Source organism: Corynebacterium sp. CNJ-954, assembly GCF_001942345.1.
GTDB lineage: Bacteria > Actinomycetota > Actinomycetes > Mycobacteriales > Mycobacteriaceae > Corynebacterium.
The window spans coordinates 154,638-176,248 of record NZ_MKKI01000043.1; the positions used below are offsets into that span (position 1 = coordinate 154,638).

The 21,611-nt window shown below is 66.0% G+C and carries 21 protein-coding genes; 7 read left to right on the top strand and 14 right to left on the bottom strand.

Going from position 1 to position 21,611, the window contains the following annotated elements:
• Positions 1-134: 134 nt before the first annotated feature.
• The 3 genes from rpmA to BJF89_RS14675 form a co-directional block, all read right to left on the bottom strand.
• On the bottom strand, positions 135-401 hold the full coding sequence (rpmA, locus tag BJF89_RS14665; RefSeq protein ID WP_038549531.1) for a 50S ribosomal protein L27: 267 nt from the start codon (positions 399-401) through the stop codon (positions 135-137).
• A gap of 59 nt (positions 402-460) precedes the next feature.
• On the bottom strand, positions 461-763 hold the full coding sequence (rplU, locus tag BJF89_RS14670) for a 50S ribosomal protein L21 (protein ID WP_075815824.1): 303 nt from the start codon (positions 761-763) through the stop codon (positions 461-463).
• 293 nt (positions 764-1,056) lie between these two features.
• Positions 1,057-4,389 carry a translation initiation factor IF-2 N-terminal domain-containing protein gene (locus BJF89_RS14675; RefSeq protein WP_075815825.1) on the bottom strand — a complete coding sequence of 1,111 codons (3,333 nt, stop codon included), beginning with the start codon at positions 4,387-4,389 and terminating at the stop codon, positions 1,057-1,059.
• Between the two features lie 390 nt (positions 4,390-4,779).
• Here BJF89_RS14675 and BJF89_RS14680 point away from each other — a divergent pair, with 390 nt between their 5' ends.
• Both BJF89_RS14680 and BJF89_RS14685 read left to right on the top strand, forming a co-directional pair.
• Positions 4,780-5,124 (top strand): hypothetical protein, encoded by a 345-nt coding sequence (locus BJF89_RS14680; RefSeq protein WP_075815826.1) that lies wholly within the window; start codon positions 4,780-4,782, stop codon positions 5,122-5,124.
• A 14-nt stretch (positions 5,125-5,138) separates the two neighbouring features.
• Positions 5,139-5,564 carry a hypothetical protein gene (locus BJF89_RS14685; protein ID WP_158026084.1) on the top strand — a complete coding sequence of 142 codons (426 nt, stop codon included), beginning with the start codon at positions 5,139-5,141 and terminating at the stop codon, positions 5,562-5,564.
• A gap of 88 nt (positions 5,565-5,652) precedes the next feature.
• Here the strand turns inward: BJF89_RS14685 and ndk are convergent, their stop codons facing one another.
• Complete coding sequence (gene ndk / locus BJF89_RS14690) at positions 5,653-6,063, bottom strand: nucleoside-diphosphate kinase (protein ID WP_038549540.1); 411 nt, start codon at positions 6,061-6,063, stop codon at positions 5,653-5,655.
• A gap of 34 nt (positions 6,064-6,097) precedes the next feature.
• A complete protein-coding gene (locus BJF89_RS14695; RefSeq protein WP_075815828.1) occupies positions 6,098-6,775 on the bottom strand; it encodes a YoaK family protein in 678 nt (225 codons plus the stop codon).
• A 109-nt stretch (positions 6,776-6,884) separates the two neighbouring features.
• On the opposite strand from BJF89_RS14695, the gene BJF89_RS14700 reads away from it, so the two are divergent.
• Complete coding sequence (locus BJF89_RS14700; RefSeq protein ID WP_075815829.1) at positions 6,885-7,241, top strand: GNAT family N-acetyltransferase; 357 nt, start codon at positions 6,885-6,887, stop codon at positions 7,239-7,241.
• A 27-nt stretch (positions 7,242-7,268) separates the two neighbouring features.
• Here the strand turns inward: BJF89_RS14700 and BJF89_RS14705 are convergent, their stop codons facing one another.
• From BJF89_RS14705 to BJF89_RS14725, 5 genes are all read right to left on the bottom strand, one after another.
• Complete coding sequence (locus BJF89_RS14705; RefSeq protein WP_075815830.1) at positions 7,269-7,700, bottom strand: DUF4233 domain-containing protein; 432 nt, start codon at positions 7,698-7,700, stop codon at positions 7,269-7,271.
• Positions 7,697-8,347, bottom strand: coding sequence for a TIGR00730 family Rossman fold protein (locus BJF89_RS14710; protein WP_075815831.1), 651 nt, complete (start codon positions 8,345-8,347; stop codon positions 7,697-7,699). The genes BJF89_RS14705 and BJF89_RS14710 overlap by 4 nt, the downstream gene beginning before the upstream one ends.
• The gene (locus BJF89_RS14715) at positions 8,344-9,870 is read right to left on the bottom strand and encodes a folylpolyglutamate synthase/dihydrofolate synthase family protein (RefSeq protein ID WP_075815832.1); all 1,527 of its coding nucleotides are present in this window, start codon (positions 9,868-9,870) and stop codon (positions 8,344-8,346) included. The genes BJF89_RS14710 and BJF89_RS14715 overlap by 4 nt, the downstream gene beginning before the upstream one ends.
• A gap of 9 nt (positions 9,871-9,879) precedes the next feature.
• On the bottom strand, positions 9,880-12,762 hold the full coding sequence (locus BJF89_RS14720; RefSeq protein WP_083650871.1) for a valine--tRNA ligase: 2,883 nt from the start codon (positions 12,760-12,762) through the stop codon (positions 9,880-9,882).
• Positions 12,763-13,207: 445 nt separating this feature from the next.
• Complete coding sequence (locus BJF89_RS14725; RefSeq protein ID WP_083650874.1) at positions 13,208-13,501, bottom strand: helix-turn-helix domain-containing protein; 294 nt, start codon at positions 13,499-13,501, stop codon at positions 13,208-13,210.
• Here BJF89_RS14725 and BJF89_RS18305 point away from each other — a divergent pair.
• Positions 13,500-13,793, top strand: a complete 294-nt coding sequence (locus BJF89_RS18305) for a Swt1 family HEPN domain-containing protein (protein ID WP_083650876.1) — start codon at positions 13,500-13,502, stop codon at positions 13,791-13,793. The genes BJF89_RS14725 and BJF89_RS18305 overlap by 2 nt on opposite strands.
• A 238-nt stretch (positions 13,794-14,031) precedes the next feature.
• On the opposite strand, the gene BJF89_RS18695 is transcribed toward BJF89_RS18305, so the two are convergent.
• Positions 14,032-14,385, bottom strand: coding sequence for a hypothetical protein (locus BJF89_RS18695; RefSeq protein WP_158026085.1), 354 nt, complete (start codon positions 14,383-14,385; stop codon positions 14,032-14,034).
• A 229-nt stretch (positions 14,386-14,614) separates the two neighbouring features.
• Between BJF89_RS18695 and BJF89_RS14740 the strand changes: the two genes are divergently transcribed.
• From BJF89_RS14740 to BJF89_RS14750, 3 genes are all read left to right on the top strand, one after another.
• Complete coding sequence (locus tag BJF89_RS14740) at positions 14,615-15,373, top strand: hypothetical protein (protein WP_075815837.1); 759 nt, start codon at positions 14,615-14,617, stop codon at positions 15,371-15,373.
• Positions 15,374-15,579: 206 nt separating this feature from the next.
• The gene (locus tag BJF89_RS14745; protein WP_075815838.1) at positions 15,580-16,959 is read left to right on the top strand and encodes an NAD-dependent succinate-semialdehyde dehydrogenase; all 1,380 of its coding nucleotides are present in this window, start codon (positions 15,580-15,582) and stop codon (positions 16,957-16,959) included.
• A 257-nt stretch (positions 16,960-17,216) separates the two neighbouring features.
• On the top strand, positions 17,217-19,157 hold the full coding sequence (locus BJF89_RS14750) for a solute carrier family 23 protein (protein WP_075815839.1): 1,941 nt from the start codon (positions 17,217-17,219) through the stop codon (positions 19,155-19,157).
• A gap of 11 nt (positions 19,158-19,168) precedes the next feature.
• Here BJF89_RS14750 and BJF89_RS14755 read toward each other — a convergent pair whose 3' ends face one another.
• The 3 genes from BJF89_RS14755 to BJF89_RS14765 are packed head-to-tail and all read right to left on the bottom strand — an operon-like array spanning position 19,169 to position 21,608.
• Positions 19,169-19,468: a Rho termination factor N-terminal domain-containing protein gene (locus BJF89_RS14755; protein WP_075815840.1), complete on the bottom strand. Its 300-nt coding sequence runs from the start codon at positions 19,466-19,468 to the stop codon at positions 19,169-19,171.
• Positions 19,461-20,609, bottom strand: a complete 1,149-nt coding sequence (locus tag BJF89_RS14760) for an alpha/beta hydrolase (protein ID WP_075815841.1) — start codon at positions 20,607-20,609, stop codon at positions 19,461-19,463. The genes BJF89_RS14755 and BJF89_RS14760 overlap by 8 nt, the downstream gene beginning before the upstream one ends.
• A gap of 12 nt (positions 20,610-20,621) precedes the next feature.
• Positions 20,622-21,608, bottom strand: coding sequence for a malate dehydrogenase (locus BJF89_RS14765; RefSeq protein WP_075815842.1), 987 nt, complete (start codon positions 21,606-21,608; stop codon positions 20,622-20,624).
• Between the last annotated feature and the right edge of the window lie 3 nt (positions 21,609-21,611).

A 21,611-nucleotide genomic window follows, 5' to 3' on the forward strand; every position in this document is an offset into this window, starting at 1 on the left:
GACGATCCTATCACCTGGGACGGACACCGGCCGCAGTGCTGCAGGTCAGCGTGGTCGACCGGGCACGAGAAGGCCCCGGGACGTCCGTGACATCCCGGGGCCGGCCTCGAAAGAACGCTGAGCGCGCCTGAGTACTACGCCTCGACGGTCTCGTTCTCGACGATGTTCACCAGTCGACGGTTACGGCGGGTGCTGAACTGCACGGCGCCGCCCTTGAGGGCGAACAGGGTGTCGTCGCCGCCGCGTCCGACGTTCTCACCGGGGTGGAACGAGGTACCGCGCTGACGGATCAGGATCTCGCCGGCCTTGACCTGCTGACCACCGAAACGCTTGACACCGAGACGCTTGGACTCGGAATCGCGACCGTTGCTGGAGCTGGAAGCACCCTTCTTGTGTGCCATGGTCTTTTCCCTCCTCGGAAAAGCTCGTACCGCTGCACAGGTGGCAGCGGTCGCTGGGTTTACTTGATGCCGGTGACCTTGAGGACGGTCAGCTGCTGGCGGTGGCCGTAACGACGCTTGTAACCGGTCTTGTTCCGGTAGTGCATGCCGTTGATCTTCTTACCCTTGGTCTGGTCGACGATCTCGGCTGCAACGGTCTTGTCGGCGAGCTTGTCACCGGACGTGACGTCAGCGCCATCGACGAGGAGAACCGGGGTGAGAGCCACGGACGAACCCGGCTCTCCCTCGATCTTCTCGACCTTGACGAGGTCACCTTCGGCAACCTTGTACTGCTTTCCGCCGGTCTTGACGATCGCGTACATGGAAGGGCTACCCCTTTGTTTCTCTACTCGGCTCAGGCCGCCCCTCCACCGTCTGCCCCGACGAAGTGCGGGGCGCGGCCTGAAAAGGCAATCTGACTGGACTTCATTGCTTATTTCACTGCGTTCGACGTAGACGACCCTGCGCCGGACATGCGGCGCGACCGCGGTTTCAGACAGAGACCGACGGACACGATCGACCAACGGTCGAACAGCGACGATGCAAGGCTACCGCCCTACCCCGGGAAAACAAAATCTCCACAGCTTCCCCGGGGCGGTAACGACACGCCGGTGATTCACCGTGCGCTGCGGACGACCCGCCGCCGTCCGCGGCGGTCAGACCGCACCTGCGGCACCGGAGCCGTCACCGCCTGAGCGGAACTGTCGGCCGACGGCTCTGCCTGCTGCGGTAGGTCCTGCCGCCGTGAGTCCTGGTGACCGAGGCCGTAGTCCTCGGGCCGTGGCTCACGGTCTGACCGGGAGTTTCCGCGGACCCGACGCCGACGACGGGGCGAACGCTCGAACTCAGCCTTCGCCGACTCAAAGTCGACGGCGGGGTTCTCGGCAGCATGTTCCTCCTGCGGTACCTCCTGCGCCTGCTCCTCTGCGTCCTGTCGCTCGGCTGCCGGTGTGACACGACGGACGACACGGCGTCCACGACGGTCCTTGCGCCTGGTGGTCTCGACGTCGGCCTCGGAGGAGCCGGTCTCAGGGCCGACCTCTGTCGGCTCAGCAGGCTCCTGCTGGACGATGTCGCGCAGCAATGCCTCCGTCGCATCGTCGGTGTCGTCCGCGACGTAGTCAGCACCCGTCGGTTCATCCGGATCTTCCTCACCGGCACGGCTCAGCGCATGGGCGACGATGTCATGGACATCGTCCGAACGGTGTCCGGCCTGCTCCTGTGCCGCGGCATGCACCGTCGCGGCCACCGTGGCAGTGGACTGCACGTCCTCCTGCGCCGGTGCCGGGGCATCCTCGATCGCGCTGTCCTCGTAACGTTTACGGATCTCCTGCTCGTGCCGGGCCTGTTTGAGCCCTTCACGTCCGCCGTGGTCGCGACGCTCCTGGTGGTCGTCGACCTCGTCGTGCTGCACCGGATCGTCGTGGAGGATGATGCCGCGCCCCTGGCACGCTTCACACTCGGTGGAATAGGTCTCCACCAGCCCGGCACCGAGCCGTTTCCGAGTCATCTGCACCAGCCCGAGGCTCGTCACCTCCGAGACCTTGTGACGGGTGCGGTCAGCGGCAAGGAACTCGGTGAGTCGTCGCAGCAGCAGGTCACGGTTTTCCTCGAGGACCATGTCCACGAAATCGACGACGATCATTCCGCCGATGTCGCGCAACCGCATCTGCCGGACGATCTCCTCGGCAGCCTCCAGGTTGTTCTTGGTGACCGTCTCCTCGAGATTGCCGCCGGACCCCACGAAGCTTCCCGTGTTCACGTCGATGACCGTCATCGCCTCGGTCTTGTCGATGATCAGGTAGCCACCGGAGGGCAGCCAGATCTTCCGGCTCAGCGCATTGGCAAGCTGGGCGTCGAGCTCGTAGGCGGCGAAGGCGTCGTCCCCGCCGTGTTCCTCCGGATTCCACTTGACCACTCGGCTCTCGAGGTCGGGTGCCATGCGGTGCACGTAGTCACGGACCCGCTGCCAGGACCTGCGGCCGTCGACGACCAGCTCGTTGAAGTCCTCGTTGAACATGTCCCGGACGACCTTCACCAGGAGGTTCGGCTCCTCGTACATGGTGACCGGCGTCGCGCCCTTCTTGGCGCGCTCAGTCTTCTCCTTCTCGGTGATGTCGAGCCAGCGACGGTGGAGTCGGTCGACATCCTCGGCGATCTTCTCCTCGCTGACCCCCTCGGCGGCGGTACGGATGATCGTGCCGCCGTCCTCGGGGACGACACGCTGCAGGATCGACTTCAGCCGCTTACGCTCAGCTTCCGGCAGCTTCCGGGAGATGCCCTGGGTCCGGCCACCCGGGACGTAAACCAGGTAGCGGCCCGCGAAGCTCACGCGGTTCGTCAACCGTGCGCCCTTGTGCCCCAGGGGCTCCTTGATGACCTGTACCAGAACCTGGTCGCCCTGTTTCAGCGCCGATTCAATCCGGCGGGACCGACCCCGCACATGCTCGGAGCGCCAGTCGACTTCGCTGGCGTACAGGACGGCATTACGACCTGTCCCGATGTCGACGAACGCGGCCTCCATGCTGGACAGCACATTCTGCACGCGACCGAGGTAGATGTTCCCGATCGTGGACTGCTGGTCGTCGCTGGTGACGAAATGCTCGACGAGCAGACCGTCCTCGACGACCCCGACCTGGGTGGTCCACCCGTCGCCGTCCTGCCGCCGTGCGTCACGGACGACCATGGAACGGAAGATGTTCTCGCGTCGGGCGATGAACTCGGCACGTGTGACCGCCCGGTGCTTCTCGTTTCCCTGCTCCTGACGCCACCGGCGCTTCGACTCCAGCCGGGTGGACCCCTTGAGCTTCACCGGTTCATCGACGACGGGCGTCTGCTCGTCTGTGGCCGTGTCAGGCTCGAGGGACGCGTTCGCCGTGTGTTCCGTTGCATGGACCGGTGCCGACTCAGTGACGGTGGTGTTGTCACCGTCATTCTGGTCATTCTGGTCGCCCTGGTCCCCACGCCCACGGCCCCGGCCGCGGCTCCCGCGACGACGCCGCGAGGATCCCGTTCTGTCACCGTTGGTCTCGTTGTGCTCGTCTGCAGGGCTCTCACCCTGGTCGTCCCCTGTTGAGCGCGACTCGGCGGCCGCCTCCCGCTGACGTTCCCGGCGGAGTTCCTCCGCACCTGCCGCGGCACTCCGGGATCCGACACGGCGGACGATGCGGCGTCGCACCACCGGACGGGGCGTCTCAGCCACCGGCTTCTGCTCAGGTTCCGGCTCCGCTTGCCGGACCTCCAGCTCCTGGTTCTTCGGTGCCTGGTTCTTCGGTGCCGGCTCCTGCACCACGTTCTCCGCCGGGGTCTCCCGGGTGGCCGGACGGCTCACGCGCCGACGGCGACGACGACGCGACGCCGACCCCGCACTCTTCTCCTGGGGCGTATCGGCCGACTCAGCCGCCTCAACGGTCCCCGCCACCGGTGTGGCAGGGGCGGGCTGCCGTGTCGGCTCCACTTCGGGCTCGACAGGCTCGACAGGGGAAACCGGGGCCGCTGCCTTGCGGGTGACCTTGCCGGAGCGGCCTCCACGACGACGCGTCGGGGCCGCCTGCTGTGCGGCCTCGGGTTGACTGACGGTCTCGGCGTCACCGGCTGCCCGGGGCTCAGCCACCGGCGCAGCCTCGGGCTCCGGCTCGGCAGGCCCCGTCGTCGACGTCCCGGCCGCCTTCTTCGCCGCCGTCTTCCTCGGGGCTCGCTTCTTCGCCGGGGCCTTCTTCGCCGGCTTCCCGGCCGCGATGATCTCGCCGAGCACACGCTCCACGTCCGCCCTCGTCACAGTCGACGCGGCACGCTTGTTCTCCACACCATGCTCCCCCAGCACGGTGATCATCTGTGCGCTGGGAATCCCCAACGCCTTTGCGAGCGCATGGACGCGGACCTTCTCCCCCAGCTCTTCACTCTTCACTCCTGCCGCTGCCGCGGCAAGTTCCTGGCTGGTGTTCGCCATACTGTCTCCTCAACGGTGCCACGGGCAGGATACGGATGTGATCGTCCCTCTCACGGACGCCGTCGTCGGCACGGTGGCAGTTCCCCTGAAGGACAACGGGCGCTGTGATCGATCCGATCAGGTCGCAGCCACTCAATGTCCGCCGTGTCCCGGCGTTACTCTCGCCGTGGCATATATATTCGATGTTGTCTGCACAAGTTGTGCCTTAAAAACTTTCGGACATTCGGAGCACACCGCGGCGAACCGACGATGTCCAGGTTCCTGAAGGCGGGTGCTGCACGTGTCCCCCCTCATTGTTGCACACCGGGTCCGTGGTGTTCGCCCCGCCACGCCCCGTGCCCGTTGGCGGCCGCCTCCGCCGGTTAATGTGTCTTATATGAGGTGTCTTATATGACCCAGGAATTCCGTGTCCTCCAACAGATCCAGGCTTCCGTCACCCCGGCACTGCCCGGGCGCATCCTGGTGGCTGTCCTCGTCTCCGCCTTCGTGGGAGCCTCCTCCTCACCGGCGGCCGGCCCGTGGACGCTGTTCATCGCGACCCCGGTACTGCTGATCGCCGCGGTGCACCTCGGGTTCTCGCTACGGGCACAGGGGATGCGGAAGAACGAGTACGCGCCGATGCGCGCCGACGACCGGACCACCTCCGAACTCGGCGGCACCGTGGATGAGCCACGCAGCCCGAACAAGAAGCTGCGCACCTTGGCGTCGTTCGCCGTCCCGGGCCTCTACGCCTGATGTGGATCGGACAGTTGATCAACTCCACCACCGCGGGGTGGGTCTACGCCGCTTCGGTCAGCGTCATCGTTCTGGTCTGTTTCTGGCGTGCCTTCGTGCTGGAGGGTGCTCACCCCACCGACTACGTCCCCCTGTCGCGGGTCTTCACCACTGAACCTGACTGGACCCCGACCGACGACGCCGACGCCGTCGCCTCCACCCTCTATGCCGCGCAGGCCGTCCCCGGGGGACGTCAGGTACGCCGCGACGTCCTCACCGACCTCGCCGCACCGCTGATACAGGACCGTACGGTGGACGCAGCGCTACGGTCGCTGACCGCGCGCCACCTGGCCGTCGTCCTGCGCGAGAGAAAGGACGCCACCACCGTCGTCGAGTGGATCACGTTGACCGGGGAAGGACGCGACGCGTTGGTGCGTGGCTCGGTCAGCGCCGCGATCTGAGCCGAGGTCTGAACCGTCCCCCAGATGCCGACGACAAAACTCCCCGCCCCGACCGTCGAGGGGCCGTGGCGGGGAGTTCGTGCGGAGATCAGAGGTTCGGGAACCAGATGCCGATCTCGCGCTCGGCGGACTCCGGCGAATCCGAGCCGTGGACGACGTTCTCGCCGACCGAGGTCGCGAAGTCGCCACGGATCGAACCCGGGGTGGCCTTCGAGACCGGGTCGGTGCCGCCGGCGAGCTGACGCCATGCGTCGATCGCGCGCTCACCTTCGACGATGCCGGCGATCATCGGTGCAGAGGTGACGAAGTCGACCAGGTCACCGAAGAACGGCTTGTCGGAGTGCTCGGCGTAGTGCTTCTCGGCGGTCTCGCGGTCAGCGACACGCAGGTCCAGGGCAGAGAGGGTGAGGCCCTTACGCTCGATGCGGGCGATGATCTCGCCGACGAGGCCACGGGAGACACCGTCCGGCTTGATGAGGATGAGAGTGCGTTCAGTCATGCGTGTCAGCCTACAGAACCCGGTTGAACAGAAGTTAAAGAGGCAACCCCCGGTGCCGACGCCGGTCACGCACCACCTGGTTGGTCACCGTCACGACCACCAGGAACCCCGTCAACGGGTACACCGCCGGCAGACCGAGATGGAAGAAGACCACGGCGCCGACGACCGCTCCGAGCGACAGACACAGCGCCATGATCAGTGGATACACCCACGCCGACGCCCGTCCGCCGAAGAAGGAGTCCACGAATCGTTGCCCCGCCTTCACCAGTGTGCCGGTCACGTAGGTCAGCGCGATGCTGACCTCTCCGTCCCGCTCGAAGACCGAGTTCATCGCACCGATGCCGACGGACAACAGCATCACCGCCAGCACCTCGGCCCCTGACGCCAGCGACACCGACGACGCGAGGAAGACCAGCGAGACGGCGACGAGAACGGCCTCCCTGGCGCGGTACCGCCCCCACCGGCGGGTCACGACGCGATGGACCAGCGCACCGCACATCACCCCGACCATGAACAACACGATGCAGCGTCCCGCCAGCCACATCAGTTCTCTGTCGTCCTCCACGATGGACACCGCCATACGGGTGCTGTTCCCCGACATGAACGACAGGAAGACGCCACCGTAGAACATGAATCCGATGGAGTCGGCGTACCCGGCGACGGCGACGAGACACATGGCGAGGGCCCGTTCCCCGCTGCGGTAGGTATTCATCGGAGAAAATCGTACCCGCAGCGTCGGCATTTCCCTGATAGGTTTGACCCTGGAATGACATGACCACAGTACGGTGCCACGGCGTGCACACGGGAGAAGGAGAGACATCATGGGTGAACTGACCGACAGGAACGGCGACTCCGTCACCGTCCGGTTGACGTCGAAGGGGAACGCCTATGCGATCTACCTCGCGGACGACACCCGCGCTGGCGCAGCATACTTCGTCGACCACGGGTCAGAGCGCATCTTCCACCACACGATCGTCGGAGACGACTTCGCCGGACGTGGCCTGGGCAGCATCCTGGTACGCGAAGCACTGGCGGACACGAAGTCCCACGACCTCACGGTCGTGCCGTCCTGCCAGTTCGTGGCCGCATGGATCGAGCGCAACGGGTATGACGGCCCGGTCTCCTCCCCCACGTCGGAGACCGATGAGTACGTACTCGAGCACGCTGGCGAATCCTGACCGGGACGGTCCCCCGGCCAGTCCCCGTCAGTCCCGGTCTTCCTCGACGTAGTAGTGCTGGGCGGGCAGCAGCCCCCTGTCCATCCGGCTCTTCACGTTCGCGCGGAGATGGTAGGTGTACCACCACGCGAGGATGAACAGGATCGCAACGAAGAGCATCGTGGGGTGCACGAACACCCCGAGCACCGCGAAGACCTGCAACGCGATGTTCATCTTGTCCGCCCACGGACGGAACTGCAGGAACGACGCCACCACCATCGCCACGCCGAGCACGGCGACGTAGGTCATGTTGAACACGGTGGCGTGCGCCCCGTCGTCGACGACACCGACGACCGCGAGCACCAGCAGCACGGTGATCGCCTCCATGAGCATGATCCCGGCCATCATGCCCTTCAGTCCCTTGAACGGGTCGACCTGCATCTCGTGCGCGGGCCCCAGAGGGGTGGTGTTGTCACTCACAGCATCCTCGTTTCGCCGGTCATCGCACCGGTGGTCGTGTGAACCTTCTTCTGCGACCACTTTGCCGCAGCCGGGGTCCAGGAGTCCAACGCGGCACTCAGCCCGGAGACCTCGGTGAGGTGGATGAGCCCGTCACGGTGCTCGGCGTTGAAGAAACCACGGGAGACCATCTGGTCGAGCATGCCGAGGAGCGGGGTCCAGTACCCCTCGACATCCATCAACGCCACGGGCTTGTGGTGGATGCCGAGCACCTGGGCGGTCCACACCTCGAAGAACTCCTCGAGTGTGCCGATACCACCGGGCAGGGTGACCATGGCGTCCGCCGTCTCGGCCATCCTGTTCTTGCGTTCGTTCATGGTCTCGACGATCTCCAGGCTGGTCAGACCGGTGTGTCCGGTCTCCCCGTCGTACAGGTGCCGGGTGATCACGCCGTGGACGTCCATTCCCTCCTCCAGAGCGGTGTTCGCGGCGATGCCCATCAACCCGACGGAACCGCCGCCGTAGACCAGTGAATGGCCGCTCGCCGCCAGGTGTCGGACGACGGCGACGGTCATGTCCCGGTAGGCGGGGCTGTCCCCGTGGGCGGAGCCGAGGTAGAGGGCGACCCGTTTCGGGGCGACCCGGGCCGCGGTTGCTGCAGTGGTCATGCCGGGTCCTTTCCGAACAGGGTCCTCGCCTCACCGGCGGTGACGACCGAACCGGTCACCAGGACGCCCGCCCCGGAGACCTGGCTGTCGCCGAAGCCACCGTCGTCTTCAGCGAGTTCCACGGCAAGCTCGACGGCACCGGGCAGATTCGGTGCGACGTGGACACGCTCCTCGCCGAAGGCGTCCCGCGCGTACTCTGCGAGGTCCTCGACGTCGACGGCACGTGGCGAGGTGTTCTGGGTAACCACGATTTCATCGAGTACGGGTTCCAGCGCGGCGAGGATGCCACGGGCGTCCTTGTCGCCGAGTACGCCGACGACGCCGACCAGGCGTCGGAAGGAGAAGTCCCGGTCGACGGCCTGAGCCAGCGCGCGGGCACCGTGGGGGTTGTGGGAGGCGTCGATGAACACGCTGGGGGTGGCCCGTACCCGTTCCAGACGCCCAGGTGAGCTCACCTGTGCAAAACCGCGCCGGACGGTCTCTTCGTCGAGCATCCGACCGGCACCGGCGCCGAAGAAGGCTTCCACCGCAGCCAGAGCGGTGGCTGCGTTCCGCGCCTGGTGCTCCCCTGACAATGGCAGGAAGATTTCGCTGTAGACCCCGCCGAGTCCTTTCAGCGTGAGCGTCTGGCCACCGACGGCGACGGTGGATTCCACGACGGCGAACTCACTGCCTGCCCGGGCCACAGACGCATCAGCCTCGACCGCTTGGCGCAGGAGCACCTCGAGAGCTTCAGGCTCCTGCTCGGCGATGACCGCGACGTTGTCTGGAGGAGTGAGCAGGTCGTCGGCATCCCAGCGCTGCTTGATGATCCCGGCCTTCTCGCCGGCGATCTCGGCGAGAGTGTCGCCGAGGTAATCGGTGTGGTCAAGACCGACCGGAGTGACCACAGCGACATCGGCGTCGATGACGTTGGTGGCGTCCCACCGGCCTCCCATCCCGACCTCGACCACAGCGACATCGACGGGTGCGTCGGCGAACGCGGCGTAGGCCATGGCCACGAGGATCTCGAACTTGCTCATCCGCGGCCCGCCGGCGGCCTCGGACCGGGTGTCGACCATGTCCACGAAGGGTTCGATCTCGCGCCAGGTACGGACGTAATCCGCCGGGTGCAGTGGGACACCGTCGATCGCGATACGTTCGGTGGCCAGCTGCAGGTGAGGGCTGGTGGTGCGCCCGGTGCGCCGGTGGAATGCGCGCAGAAGCGCCTCCACCATGCGGACGACCGACGTCTTCCCGTTGGTTCCGGCGACGTGGACGGCCTGGTAGTTCCGCTGCGGGTTGCCGAGCAGGTCCATGAGCTGGCGGATGCGGTCCAGGGTGGGGTCGATCTTGGTCTCTGGCCACCGCTCGTTGAGTTCGGCCTCGACCTCCGCCAGCGCGGCAAGGTCGTCGGCGGTCACCGGGCGGGCGAGTTTCGCTGCGTCCTCGTCACTGTTCGCCGGCTCGGTGAGATCGATCGGCAGATCCAACCCGGTGGCGTTGAGCGTCGCTTCGCCGAAGTCCTCGTTCTTGTCAGTCACAGTCGGGGATCACTTCCCTGTCAGGTCGGCCAGTCGTGCCGTGATGCGTGCGACCTCGTCCACGGCGATGCCGCGACGCTCCTTGATCTCGGCGACGACCTTCTCCGGGGCCTTGGCCAGGAAGTTGTCGTTGCCGAGCTTCTTGTCCGCGCGCTCGAGTTCCTTGTTGGCCTCCGCGAGGTCCTTCTCCAGACGCTTGCGCTCGGCGGCGACGTCCACGGTGCCGGAGGTGTCCACCTCCACCGTGATCGTCGCGTTCGACAGGCGCAGCTCCACCGACGCTGTCGGGGTGAAATCCCCCTCCGGGGCGGTGAGCTTCACGATCGACCGGACAGCGTCCTCGAGGCCGGCGAGGTCGGCGGTGGCGGCGTCGAAGCGGCCCGGAACCTTCTGCGAGGGTTTGACACCCTGGTCGGCCCGGAAGCGACGGATCTCCGTGACGAGCTTCTCCACGTCGTCGAGACGACGCACCGCATCGACGTCGGTGGCCGCGCCACCGTTGGTGTTGGCCGCGGTCGGCCAGTCGGTGACGACGAGGCTGTCAGCGTAGCCGTCCACGCCGTCGGTGAGCACCGTCCACAACGTCTCGGTGACAAACGGCATCGAGGGATGCAGCAGACGGAAGACCGTGTCGAGGACGCGCCCGAGCACCAACCGGGTGTTGTCACCGCGGGTACGCTCCTCTTCGGTGGCTGTCTCCCAGTCGCGGGGGATCTGCACCTTGGCGATCTCGAGGTACCAGTCGCAGAACTCACCCCAGGTGAAGCGGTACAGGGCCTCGTTCGCGACGGCAAACTCGTAGCGGTCCAGGTGGGTGTCGACGTGGACGCGCAGTTCCTCGAGCTTGTCGAGGATCCAGCGGTCAGGATCGGTCAGCTGATCGCGGGCCGGGAATGCGTCCTGCTCGGCAGCGGGCAGGACGCGGGCACCGTTCATCAGCGCGAACTTGGTCGCGTTGAACAGCTTGGTGGCGAAGTTGCGGGACGACTGGGCGGAATCCTCACCGATCGGCAGGTCGGTGCCGGGGTTCGCACCGCGGGCGAGGGTGAACCGCAGGGCGTCCGCACCGTAGTCGCGCACCCAGTCCATCGGGTCGATGCCGTTACCCAGGGACTTCGACATCTTCCGACCGTGCTCGTCGCGCACCAGGCCGTGGAGGAAGACGTCGGTGAAAGGCACCTGCGGACGTCCCCCGCGCTGGCCTGCGCCGGTACCGGACTCACCGTCACCCAGCGTGGAACCGGAGACGGTGTCGGCGAAGGTCGCGAACATCATCATGCGGGCGACCCAGAAGAACAGGATGTCGTAGCCGGTGACGAGCACGGACGTCGGGTAGAACTTCGCCAGCTCGTCGGTGTGCTCCGGCCACCCCATCGTGGAGAAGGGCCACAGCGCAGAACTGAACCACGTGTCGAGCACGTCCTCCTCGCGGTGCCAGCCCTCCCCGGCCGGGGCGTCGTCATCGGGGCCGCAGCAGACGATCTCACCGTCGGGTCCGTACCAGATAGGGATGCGGTGACCCCACCACAGCTGGCGGGAGATACACCAGTCGTGCATGTCGTCGACCCAGTCGAACCACCGTGGTTCCTGGGAGGAGGGGTGAATGACGGTGTCGCCCTCACGAACCGCGTCGCCGGCCATCTTCGCCAGTTCCTCGACTTTGACCCACCACTGCTCGGAGAGACGCGGCTCGATGGCTTCCTTGGAGCGCTCCGAGTGACCGACCGAGTGGACGTACGGGCTGATGCGCTTGACCACGCGGCTCTGCTCCTCCAGAGCCAGACGGATCTCCTCGCGCGCCTCGAACCGGTCCATCCCGTCGAACCGTGTCCCGGTGTTCGCGATGTGGCCGGTCTCGTCGATGACCTCAGGCATGTCGAGGTCGTGGCGGCGGCCCATCTCGAAGTCATTCGGATCATGTGCAGGGGTGATCTTCACTGCACCGGTACCGAACTCCGGGTCGACGTAGTCGTCGGCGATGACGACCATGCTGTGACCCTCGATGAAGGGGTGCGGCAGACGCGAGCCGACCAGGTCCCTGTAGCGCTCGTCCTCCGGGTGCACGGCGACGGCGACATCGCCGAGCATCGTCTCGACACGGGTGGTGGCGACGTCCACGTGCGGCCCCTGGCCGGAGGCGTCACCGTAACGCAGGGTGACCAGCTCACCCTCGTCGTCGGAGTAGACGACCTCGATGTCCGAGATCGCCGTGCGCAACACCGGCGACCAGTTGACCATGCGCTTGGCGCGGTAGATCAGACCGCGGTCGAAGAGTTCTTTGAAGATGGTCTGCACCGCACGGGACAGGCCGTCATCCAGGGTGAAGCGTTCACGGTCCCAGTCGACGGAGTCGCCGATGGCGCGCATCTGCGACTGGATGACGCCGCCGTACTGTTCTTTCCACTCCCAGACCTTGCCGACGAACTCGTCACGACCGTAGTCGAAGCGGTCCTTACCCTCGGTTTCCTTGAGCTGGCCCTCGACCTTGGTCTGGGTGGCGATACCCGCGTGGTCAGATCCGGGCAGCCACAACACCTCATGGCCCTGCATGCGCTTACGTCGTGCCATCGCGTCCATCAGCGTGTGGTCCAGGGCGTGCCCCATGTGCAGCTGGCCGGTGACGTTCGGCGGCGGCAGGACGATGGAGAACGGCGGACGGTCACTGGTGGCGTCCGCGCGGAAGTATCCGGAGTCAACCCATCCCTGGTAGAGCTCGGATTCGACGTCGGCGGGGGTCCACTGCTTCGGGAGCTGGTCCGCCCGGTTACCGGTCCCGGAATTGCTGCTGGCTGCGCTGGCGCTGGTCTGATCAGTCACGGTTGCACAGTCTAGTGCAGAGTTCGGACACGGTTGAGACCGGATCGGCGGGGTAGCCGTTGGCGCGGATTTCATGTCCGAGCCCGTCGTTATGGTTCACGGCGGTGCGACCTTCCGGTCGCCCTCCTCGCTTCTGCGTAGACCTCTTGCTCCGGCCCCTCGGACCGGTACTGAGGTTCGCGCGCTCGGGCGCGAGGTTCACGCCGGTGAACGTGGACCCTGCGACGTCAGACAGGGGGTGATTGCCGTGACTTCCCCACCCTGTGGTGAAGACCCGGATGATCAGCCCGGTGACAAGAAAAGGAAAGCCGCCGCCACGGTCCTACCCTGGATCTGTGTGGCAAGCGGCTTCGCCGAACTTGTGACCGAAATTCTCCGCTGGTTCAACCAGTAGAGGACCACGGGCACTAAGGTGCTCGGGCAACCTCGTCGGTGTTAGCCGCACCGTCGGGGTTGTTGTCATAGAGCCTACACAGCACCCTGGACATTGCCAGCCGGTGTCTGCAGGTGTTCGACGGTGTCAGTGCTCTACACCATCGTCCACGACAACGGCATGCGGCCACACGATGTCGACGTTCTGAATCTCCTCCAACGTCGGTGGATCCTCCGCCGAACGGCTTCGCGGCTGGACCTTCCGCCCGACGTCGGGCAGTAGCACGGCCGGCGGCACGTTCAGCGCGTAAGCCAGCTGGTAGATCTTCTCCATCGTCGGATTGAGGACCCGCCCGTTCTTGCCTGTGCCGTGGCCGCGTTCGAAGTTCTGAACCTGGTTCCGGCTCATTCCCGCACGCTGACCGAGCTCTTCCTGGGTCATGTCCGCGTCAACGCGAAGCAGACGGAGGCGGTGCGCCAGGAGTATTCCGCCACCGACCCCTCCGTGCTGCCTGCGGTTCCTCACCGGAGGCACCACCAACCGGTTCCGTACCGGATGGTGGCCTCTACGCCGGTACCTCGACCGCCTCGAAGAAGCTCTCGCCTCCGAACTCCGCGAAACCCGGAACCTCTGTGCCCACAACGCCGCCTCCGCCGCCGACGACACCTACCGCACCATCGACACGATGCAACGGCTCGCCACCGCGATCAAGGACAAGAAGGCCGTCGGATAACTCGGCGCCCGGCGCAACGGTGTACGCATCATCCAGGAACGCAAGGAAGACCAGGCACAGAGCCGCCCCACCGCACCGCAGGGGACACCACCGCCTCCCTGGTGATCAACCTGCAGACCAACTTCGGTGGCGGCAAGACCCACTCCATGCTCGCCGTCTGGCACCTCTTCGACGGGCTGGAACGCAGCCGAGACACTGGATTCGAAGATTTGAGGGCACCGTACGGCACCCGGAGACCTCAGTGCTTCCACTTCACCGCGCGGGTCACCAGCTCCTGCAGTTGTTCCGGAGACACCGGCTTCAGGTCAGTCGCTTCGAGACTGACGTTGACGTTCTTCGGCCGCACCGGCATCGAGGAATGGGTGTGACCGTGCACCGTGCAGTCGAAACCGTCGCGGGTGGTCGTCCCACCGCGGGCTGACCACCGTGCCAGCGCCGGAGTCAAGTACGGGTCCTCAACCCGGTCCGGTGCAGGGATGTGCGTCAGCAGCACCAGGAAGCGTCCGACACGGATCTGCATTTCCAGCTCGATGACGTCGAACACCTTGCGGTAGGCCGGAGTCCACTCCAGCACCGACTCCAGGCCGAACATCGGTCGGGGATCACCCGGTCGTGCTCGTCCGTGTCTGCGAATCCGCGCAGTTCCGAGACTTTCCGGTGCCCCAGATGCAGGTCAGAAACCAACCAGACACTGTCGCTGGAATTCTCCTTCGGTGCGTTCACAGTGCCCGATCTTACGGTGACAGCAGGTTCCTCAGGTTCGGACGGCAAGTTCTGTAATTTTCCGTCCGTCTGCACTCAGGGTGTTTTATGGTCTTGCCATGACCGATTTCAAGAAGCTCAGGCTCGCCGTCATCGCGGGTCTTGCCGTCCCTTCACTCGCACTCACCGCCTGCTCCTCCGACGACTCCGACTCAAACTCGGACAGCAGCTCCACCGACTCCCAGTCAGCAGGCGACACCGGCGGCACAGGCGATTCCGACGACGGAACTGCTGAGACCGACATCGACCTCGCCGGCGCACCTGACGGCTTCGAACTCACCCCTGCCGACACCAGGCTCAGTTTCGGGGACACCGCACAGGTCCTCACCCAGAACCGTGGTGGCGTCCTGCAGTTCTGGGATGTCACAGTCTCCGGACTCAAGGACCTTCCGGCCGATGCCGTGGAGCTCCAGGATGAAGATACCGACGTCGACCACTTCGTCTGCGTCAACTACGAGATGACCTTGCTCGGCACAGCGGAGAATCCGGACTTCACCCCCGATCCCGAGAACGATTCCGACACCGACTACGCCGGTCTTTCCTCCGAACCTGACATGGGGATCCTGGGCGAGGATGACCGCATGGCGAACAGCATCATCGGCGGCGGTGCAGAAGAATGCGACATTTCCGATGGCGACGCCCTCGGCTTCCGACTCGACGAGGTCGAAGAGGGCAAGGCCTACCGGGACGCCGACGTCAGCTTCGTGACCACGGGAACCGGTACGGGCGCCGGAAACGACGCCGTCGGCGGAAAGTTCGAGTACGACTACGCCCTTGAAGACCTCGGTCTGGAAGGCACCATCTACTGGGAGGACTAACCCCGGCCCTCGCTGAGATCCATACGGAGTACGGGGGCGTCGCCGCGTCCCGGGGCGGAATGTGAGTATCACGGCACCGAGTTGCGCGACTCGACACCTACAGACTCGCATTCCGCCCATCGTCGCCAACCCACCGACGCTCCACCGTCTCACGACCACCCCAAGGGGCGTCGACAGTCACGTGCGCCAAGGGTACAACGGGAGTCATGAGCAATTTCAGTGTGAACAACCCGTCCACCGGCCAGACCGAAGACACGTTCACGAGGATCGAGGACTCTGAACGAGACGACATCCTCGAGCGCTCCACCGCCGCCTACCGGTCCTGGCGTACGACCACCATCGACGAACGCGCCGCCGTCCTGCGCCGTGCCGCCGACATCTACGACGAGAGGAAGGACGATCTCGCGTCCTACATTGGACGCGAGATGGGCAAGCTGAACAAGTGGGCCAAGGCAGAGCTCGGCATCGTCATCGACATCTACCGCTACTACGCCGAACATGCCCATGAACTGCTCGCCGACAAGGAACTGCCCGCCCAGGGCGCCCAGCACACCTACGTGCGCAAGGATCCGATCGGCCCGTTGCTCGGCATCATGCCGTGGAACTTCCCCTACTACCAGGTCGCCCGCTGGGCGGCACCGAACCTACTGCTCGGGAATTCACTGGTACTCAAGCACGCCTCGATCTGCCCGTTGTCCTCCCAGGCGTGCCAGGACATCCTCGAGGAAGCGGGTCTGCCGAAGGGCGTCTTCCAGAACATCTACGCCTCCGGCTCCCAGATGGACGCATTCGTCGCCGATCCCCGCGTCGCCGGCGTGTCCCTCACCGGTTCCGAGCGGGCGGGTGCCGCGGTCGCGAAGACGGCCGGGGAGAACTACAAGAAGTCGCTCCTTGAGCTGGGCGGCAATGACCCGTTCATCGTCATCGACGACGACAACCTCGATTCCGTCCTCGACCAGTACGTCGGCATCCGCATGTACAACACCGGCCAGGCCTGCAACGCCCCCAAGCGGTTGATTGTGATGGACAGCTTCTACGACCGTGTCGTCGAGGGCCTCGAGAAGCGCATCAGCGCGCTCACTGCCGGCGCGTGGGACGACGAGAACGCCGACGTCGGCCCGCTGTCCTCCATCGACGCCCGGGACGAGATCGTCCAGCGCCTCGCCGACGCGAAGGCCAACGGCGACGCCACCGTGCGTGTCGGCGGTGACAGCATCGACCGTCCGGGCGCCTACATGGAGCCGACGCTGCTCACCGATGTGGACCCCACGGCCGACGTGGGCTGCAACGAGGTCTTCGGCCCGGTGGCCATCGTCTACAAGGCCAAGGACGTCGACGAGGCCGTGGAGATCGCCAACAACTCCGACTACGGACTCTCCGGGTCCGTGTGGGGCACTGACCTGAAGGTCGCCGAGGACGCCGCGGCACGCCTGGAGGTCGGCATGTCCTTCGTCAACGAGGCCTCCGTGACTGCCGCAGGACTCCCGTTCGGTGGCGTGGGACGCTCCGGCTACGGACGTGAGCTCGCCGAATGGGGGGTCGGCGAATTCGTCAACGACCACCTGGTGCGGGTCGCCCAGCAGTAGACACAGGGTCTTTACCCTGAGATACAGAGCAACCCCACAGGTCGGGGAGACCGACCTGTGGGGTTGCTCTGTGCCTCACCGACGGGCACCGACGGGCACCGACGGGCACCGACGGGCACCGACGGGCACCGACGGGCCACCCACCGCGGCCCGTCCACCGGGGGCAGTTCTGCTGTGACCGCTGTACCGCATATGCTGATCCGGTAACTCCGCCGCGGGCCTGCCGCGCTGTACCGACGTTTCCGGAAAGCCGCCACATGAGCACCAGAACTGACGCGCCCTCTGCGCCTCCCAAGCACCCCGTCGACCAGGTCCCGCCGAAAGGAAAGTTGGCGGTCCTGTCGACCCAGCATGTCCTGGCGTTCTACGCCGGTGCGGTGGTCGTGCCGCTGCTGATCGCCAGCGGTCTGGGCCTCGACGCAGAGACCACGATCCACCTCATCAACGCCGACCTGTTCACCTGTGGCATCGCCACGCTGATCCAGTCCGTCGGTTTCTGGAAGGTCGGTGTCCGTCTGCCGATCATCCAGGGTGTGACGACCACCGCGATTTCACCGATCATCGCGATCGGCCTGGCGACCACCGGCGGGGAGGGCGGGGTCGAAGCGCTCCCCGCCATCTACGGTTCGATCATCGTCGCGGGCCTGTTCACGTTCTTCGCCGCACCCTACTTCGCGAAGTTCATCCGGTTCTTCCCACCGGTGGTCATCGGCACCGTGCTGACCACAATGGGCATCACGCTGCTGGGGGTGGCCGCCAACGACATCACCAGCTTCGCCGAGGGCACGCCCGACGCATCCGACATGGCCTACGCGGGAGTCACGCTGGCCGTCATCCTGCTTGCCCAGCGTTTCTTCAAGGGATTCCTCGGCACCCTGGCCATCCTCATCGGACTGGTGGTCGGCACGGGCGCGGCAGTCATCCTCGGGGACGCCGGCTTCAACGACGTCGGATCGTCCGACTGGGTCGGCTTCACGACCCCGTTCTACTTCGGTGCGCCGGAGTTCGTGCTCACCGGGATCATCTCGATGTGCATCGTCATGCTCATCACCATGGTCGAGACCACCGGTGACGTCTTCGCCGCCGGCGAGATCGTCGGCAAGCGCATCAAGAAGAACCACATCTCCGCCGCGCTGCGTGCCGACGGCCTGTCCACCACGCTCGGCGGCGTGCTGAACTCCTTCCCCTACACCTGCTTCGCCCAGAACGTCGGGCTGGTGCGGATGACCCGCGTGCGCTCACGCTGGGTCGTCGCCGGCGCCGGTGTGATCATGATCGTCATCGGCCTGATCCCCAAGGCCGGCGCCGTGGTCAGCGCGATCCCCGGGCCGGTGCTCGGAGCTGCCAGCCTCGCGCTGTTCGCCAACGTGGCCCTGGTGGGCATCCAGACGCTCGGCAAGGTCGACCTCGCCGACAACCGTAATGCCGCGGTGATGACCATCTCCATCGGCCTGGGCATGCTGGTGGCCTTCAAACCGGACATCGCGCTGCTGTTCCCCGACTGGGCCCAGGTGTTCTTCGCCTCCGGTGTCACGACCGGCTCGATTGCGGCGATCCTGCTGAACCTGCTGTTCTTCCACGTGGGACGGCGCCCCTCCCCCGATGTGACGCGCGACGCCGGCGGGCGCACGATCACCCTGGAGGACGTCAACGCCATGGACCGTGGCACCTTCGTGGAGACTTTCGCCCCGCTGTTCAACAACACACTGTGGCCGCTGGAGAACGCCCACGCCGCCGCACCGTTCACCACCGTCCAGGATCTGCGGGACGCCGTCCAGGAGGCGGTTCTCACCGCCGAGCGCGGTGATCAGAAGGCACTCATCCGCGACTACCCGTCCATGGCCGAACTACTTCTGGACCCGGAGGCGTCCAAGCGCATCTCCGGTTTCGCCGGCTCTGTCGCCCTGGAGAACCTGGACACGATGGACGATGTGGAGCAGGAGCAGCTCGTCGAGCTGTCGGAGCGTTACCGCGAGCGTTTCGGCATGCCGTTCGTCACCTGCCTGGGCCGGCTGGATTCCCGCACCCAGATCATCAGCGAGGGGATCCGTCGGTTGGAGAACTCCCCGGCCCAGGAACACGTGCAACTGCTCGGGGAGGTCGTGGAGATCGCGAACGACCGCTTCAACCACATGATCGCCGACGCCAACCCGGTGGCGGCCGCCTGGGAAAGCAAGTTCGACCACCTGGAGCAATAAGCTCAGCCGACTCAGTCGTCGCGCAGTGCCTTGATCAACTCGTCCTTGGTCATCGACGAGCGGCCGGAGATGTCGAGCTCCCGGGCCCGCTCGTAGAGCTCGTCTTTGCTCCACTCGTCGTAGCTCGGCGAGTCCCCGCCACGTCGGCCTATCTCGGAGCGCGAGGTGTTCGCTGCGGCATTGGCGATACGTGCGGATTTCTCCTTCGACTCGCCCTCACCGCGGAGACGTTCGTAGAGCTCCTTGTCCTTGACCGACGGGCCAGGGTGTTTCTGGTCGTTCTGGTTCTGCTGTCCGTTCTTCTCAGCCATGCGTCCCGAGGGTAGTCCTCATGTGTGCGGTGGCGTCGAGCATCGCCCGTCGCGCCCCTGCCCACAACGCCACCGAGTTGATGAAGGGATGCACCAGCCCGCGGTGTCGTCGAAGAGTCACGGGTGTACCCGCCGATTCGAGCCGCCTGGCGTAGGCCTCTCCTTCGTCCCGGAGCGGATCGAAACCGGCCACCGCGACGTAGGCGGGCGCCAGTCCGGAGAGGTCGGGCTCCAGCAACGGTGACACCAGGGGGTCTGTCGGATCCACCGCCTCGGTCAGGTCACTGCTGCGGCCGAGGTAGTGGTGTTCGTACCAGTCCATCTGCGCCGCGGTGAGGTAGAGACCCTCACGTCCGAACTCCTCGTAACTTGCCGTCCGGGATGACAGGTCCGTGACGGGGACGAACAACTGCTGCAGCGCAGGTTGTGCCCGGCCGTGCTCACGCAACCACAGGCAGCAGGACGCGGCGAGGTTGCCGCCGGCGGAATCGCCGGAGATCACGAGGCGGTCGGTGTCCACCACCGTCCCGGCGACCCGCGCCCCGTCCTGGAGCGCGGTGAAAACAGCCGTGGCATCCTCCAGGGCCGCGGGGAACGGATGCTCCGGAGCGAGGCGGTAGTCGACAGATACGACGGTGACACCGCCCTCCGCGCACAGGCTGCGGCACGCGGCGTCGTGACTGTCGAGAGAGCCAGTCACCCACCCTCCGCCATGAAGGTAGAGCAGCGTCGGCCGGGGCTGCCCCACCGCCGTATCCGACGGCTTGTCGAGGTAGACCCTGACCGGCACACCGGCGATGTCGGTGTCGGTCACCTCCGCCACCCGGACCTTCCCCGCCGCCAGGTAGGCCTCCCGCTCCACGATCCGACGGGAGTGCACCGGCGGGACGTCGACGATGTCGAGGGAGCTGACGACCTTGAGGGACAGCAGGGTCGCCGCCACGTCCGGGTCCAGTACGTCACCGTCCCGGTTCCGGCGGCCGCCCCATTTCCGCCAGGCGGATCCGGGGAGTCTTCCGGTGACGGCGCCCAGCAGGCGGGCGCCAGCGGCGGTGACCGTGTCAACGAATCCGGGACGGAACTCACCGTTCCCGGGATTCGCCTCGCCTGTACTGTGATTCAGGTCATTTTGTCGGGGCATCCACCCACTGTGTCACAGCATCCCTGCCTCGCGCACCGTATTGAGTTCGGACGCCAGCTCGTCAGCGGTGGCACGGATGCGCTCCTGCTGACGCTCGCCAAGCTCCAGGCCCTGGACGATCTCCCACGTCCCGTTGACGGAGCGGCACGGGAAACTGGCGAACAGTCCCTCAGGAATCCCGTAGGACCCGTCGGAACGCATGGCGACGGACACCCAGTCGCCCTGCGGGGTCCCGTGGAACCAGTCGTGCATGTGGTCCACGGCAGAGGATGCTGCGGACGCTGCCGAGGACGATCCACGAACGTCGATGATCTCGCTGCCGCGCTGCGCGACCCGCGGGATGAACTCCTCGTCCACCCAGGTCTGGTCGAGGGACTCCGCGACGGGTTCCCCGTCCATCCGCAGTTCGGCGATGTCCGGGAACTGGGTCGACGAGTGGTTACCCCACACCGTCATGTTCGTCAGACGCGTTGTCGAGGTCCCCAGCTTCTCGGCGAGCTGAGCGAGCGCGCGGTTGTGGTCCAGCCGCGTCATCGCGGTGACCTGGCCGGCCGAGAGCCCGGCGTGGGCGTCGAGGATCGCGGCATTGGTGTTGGCCGGGTTCCCCACGACCAGCACACGCACGTCCGGCGAGGCGTTCCGTGCGATGGCCTGCCCCTGTGGCCCGAAGATCTTCCCGTTACCGATGAGCAGGTCGGAACGCTCCTCACCCTTGCCCCGCGGCTTCGCGCCGACCAGGAAGACGGCGTCGGCTCCCGCGAACCCCTCCTCCGGGTCGTCGGTGACGGTGATGCTCTCAACGAGAGGGAACGCGGAATCCGACAGCTCCATCGCCACCCCCTCGGCCGCGCGGCGTGCGTCGGGAATCTCCAGCAGCCGCAGTGCCACCGGTCGGTCACCGAAAGCACCCCCGGCGGCGACGCGGAACAGCAGCGAATAGGCGATCTGACCGGCGGCTCCGGTGACGGTGACTGTGACGGGTGTGGTGGCTGTCGACATGGT

Bases quoted from the DNA above. Each gene is read 5' to 3' on its own strand.
- rpmA (WP_038549531.1), bottom strand. From the start codon at position 401: ATGGCACACAAGAAGGGTGCTTCCAGCTCCAGCAACGGTCGCGATTCC.
- rplU (WP_075815824.1), bottom strand. From the start codon at position 763: ATGTACGCGATCGTCAAGACCGGCGGAAAGCAGTACAAGGTTGCCGAA.
- BJF89_RS14675 (WP_075815825.1), bottom strand. From the start codon at position 4,389: ATGGCGAACACCAGCCAGGAACTTGCCGCGGCAGCGGCAGGAGTGAAG.
- BJF89_RS14680 (WP_075815826.1), top strand. From the start codon at position 4,780: ATGACCCAGGAATTCCGTGTCCTCCAACAGATCCAGGCTTCCGTCACC.
- ndk (WP_038549540.1), bottom strand. From the start codon at position 6,063: ATGACTGAACGCACTCTCATCCTCATCAAGCCGGACGGTGTCTCCCGT.
- BJF89_RS14695 (WP_075815828.1), bottom strand. From the start codon at position 6,775: ATGAATACCTACCGCAGCGGGGAACGGGCCCTCGCCATGTGTCTCGTC.
- BJF89_RS14700 (WP_075815829.1), top strand. From the start codon at position 6,885: ATGGGTGAACTGACCGACAGGAACGGCGACTCCGTCACCGTCCGGTTG.
- BJF89_RS14710 (WP_075815831.1), bottom strand. From the start codon at position 8,347: ATGACCACTGCAGCAACCGCGGCCCGGGTCGCCCCGAAACGGGTCGCC.
- BJF89_RS14720 (WP_083650871.1), bottom strand. From the start codon at position 12,762: ATGAAATCCGCGCCAACGGCTACCCCGCCGATCCGGTCTCAACCGTGT.
- BJF89_RS18305 (WP_083650876.1), top strand. From the start codon at position 13,500: ATGTCCGCGTCAACGCGAAGCAGACGGAGGCGGTGCGCCAGGAGTATT.
- BJF89_RS14725 (WP_083650874.1), bottom strand. From the start codon at position 13,501: ATGACCCAGGAAGAGCTCGGTCAGCGTGCGGGAATGAGCCGGAACCAG.
- BJF89_RS18695 (WP_158026085.1), bottom strand. From the start codon at position 14,385: ATGTTCGGCCTGGAGTCGGTGCTGGAGTGGACTCCGGCCTACCGCAAG.
- BJF89_RS14740 (WP_075815837.1), top strand. From the start codon at position 14,615: ATGACCGATTTCAAGAAGCTCAGGCTCGCCGTCATCGCGGGTCTTGCC.
- BJF89_RS14745 (WP_075815838.1), top strand. From the start codon at position 15,580: ATGAGCAATTTCAGTGTGAACAACCCGTCCACCGGCCAGACCGAAGAC.
- BJF89_RS14750 (WP_075815839.1), top strand. From the start codon at position 17,217: ATGAGCACCAGAACTGACGCGCCCTCTGCGCCTCCCAAGCACCCCGTC.
- BJF89_RS14755 (WP_075815840.1), bottom strand. From the start codon at position 19,468: ATGGCTGAGAAGAACGGACAGCAGAACCAGAACGACCAGAAACACCCT.
- BJF89_RS14760 (WP_075815841.1), bottom strand. From the start codon at position 20,609: ATGCCCCGACAAAATGACCTGAATCACAGTACAGGCGAGGCGAATCCC.
- BJF89_RS14765 (WP_075815842.1), bottom strand. From the start codon at position 21,608: ATGTCGACAGCCACCACACCCGTCACAGTCACCGTCACCGGAGCCGCC.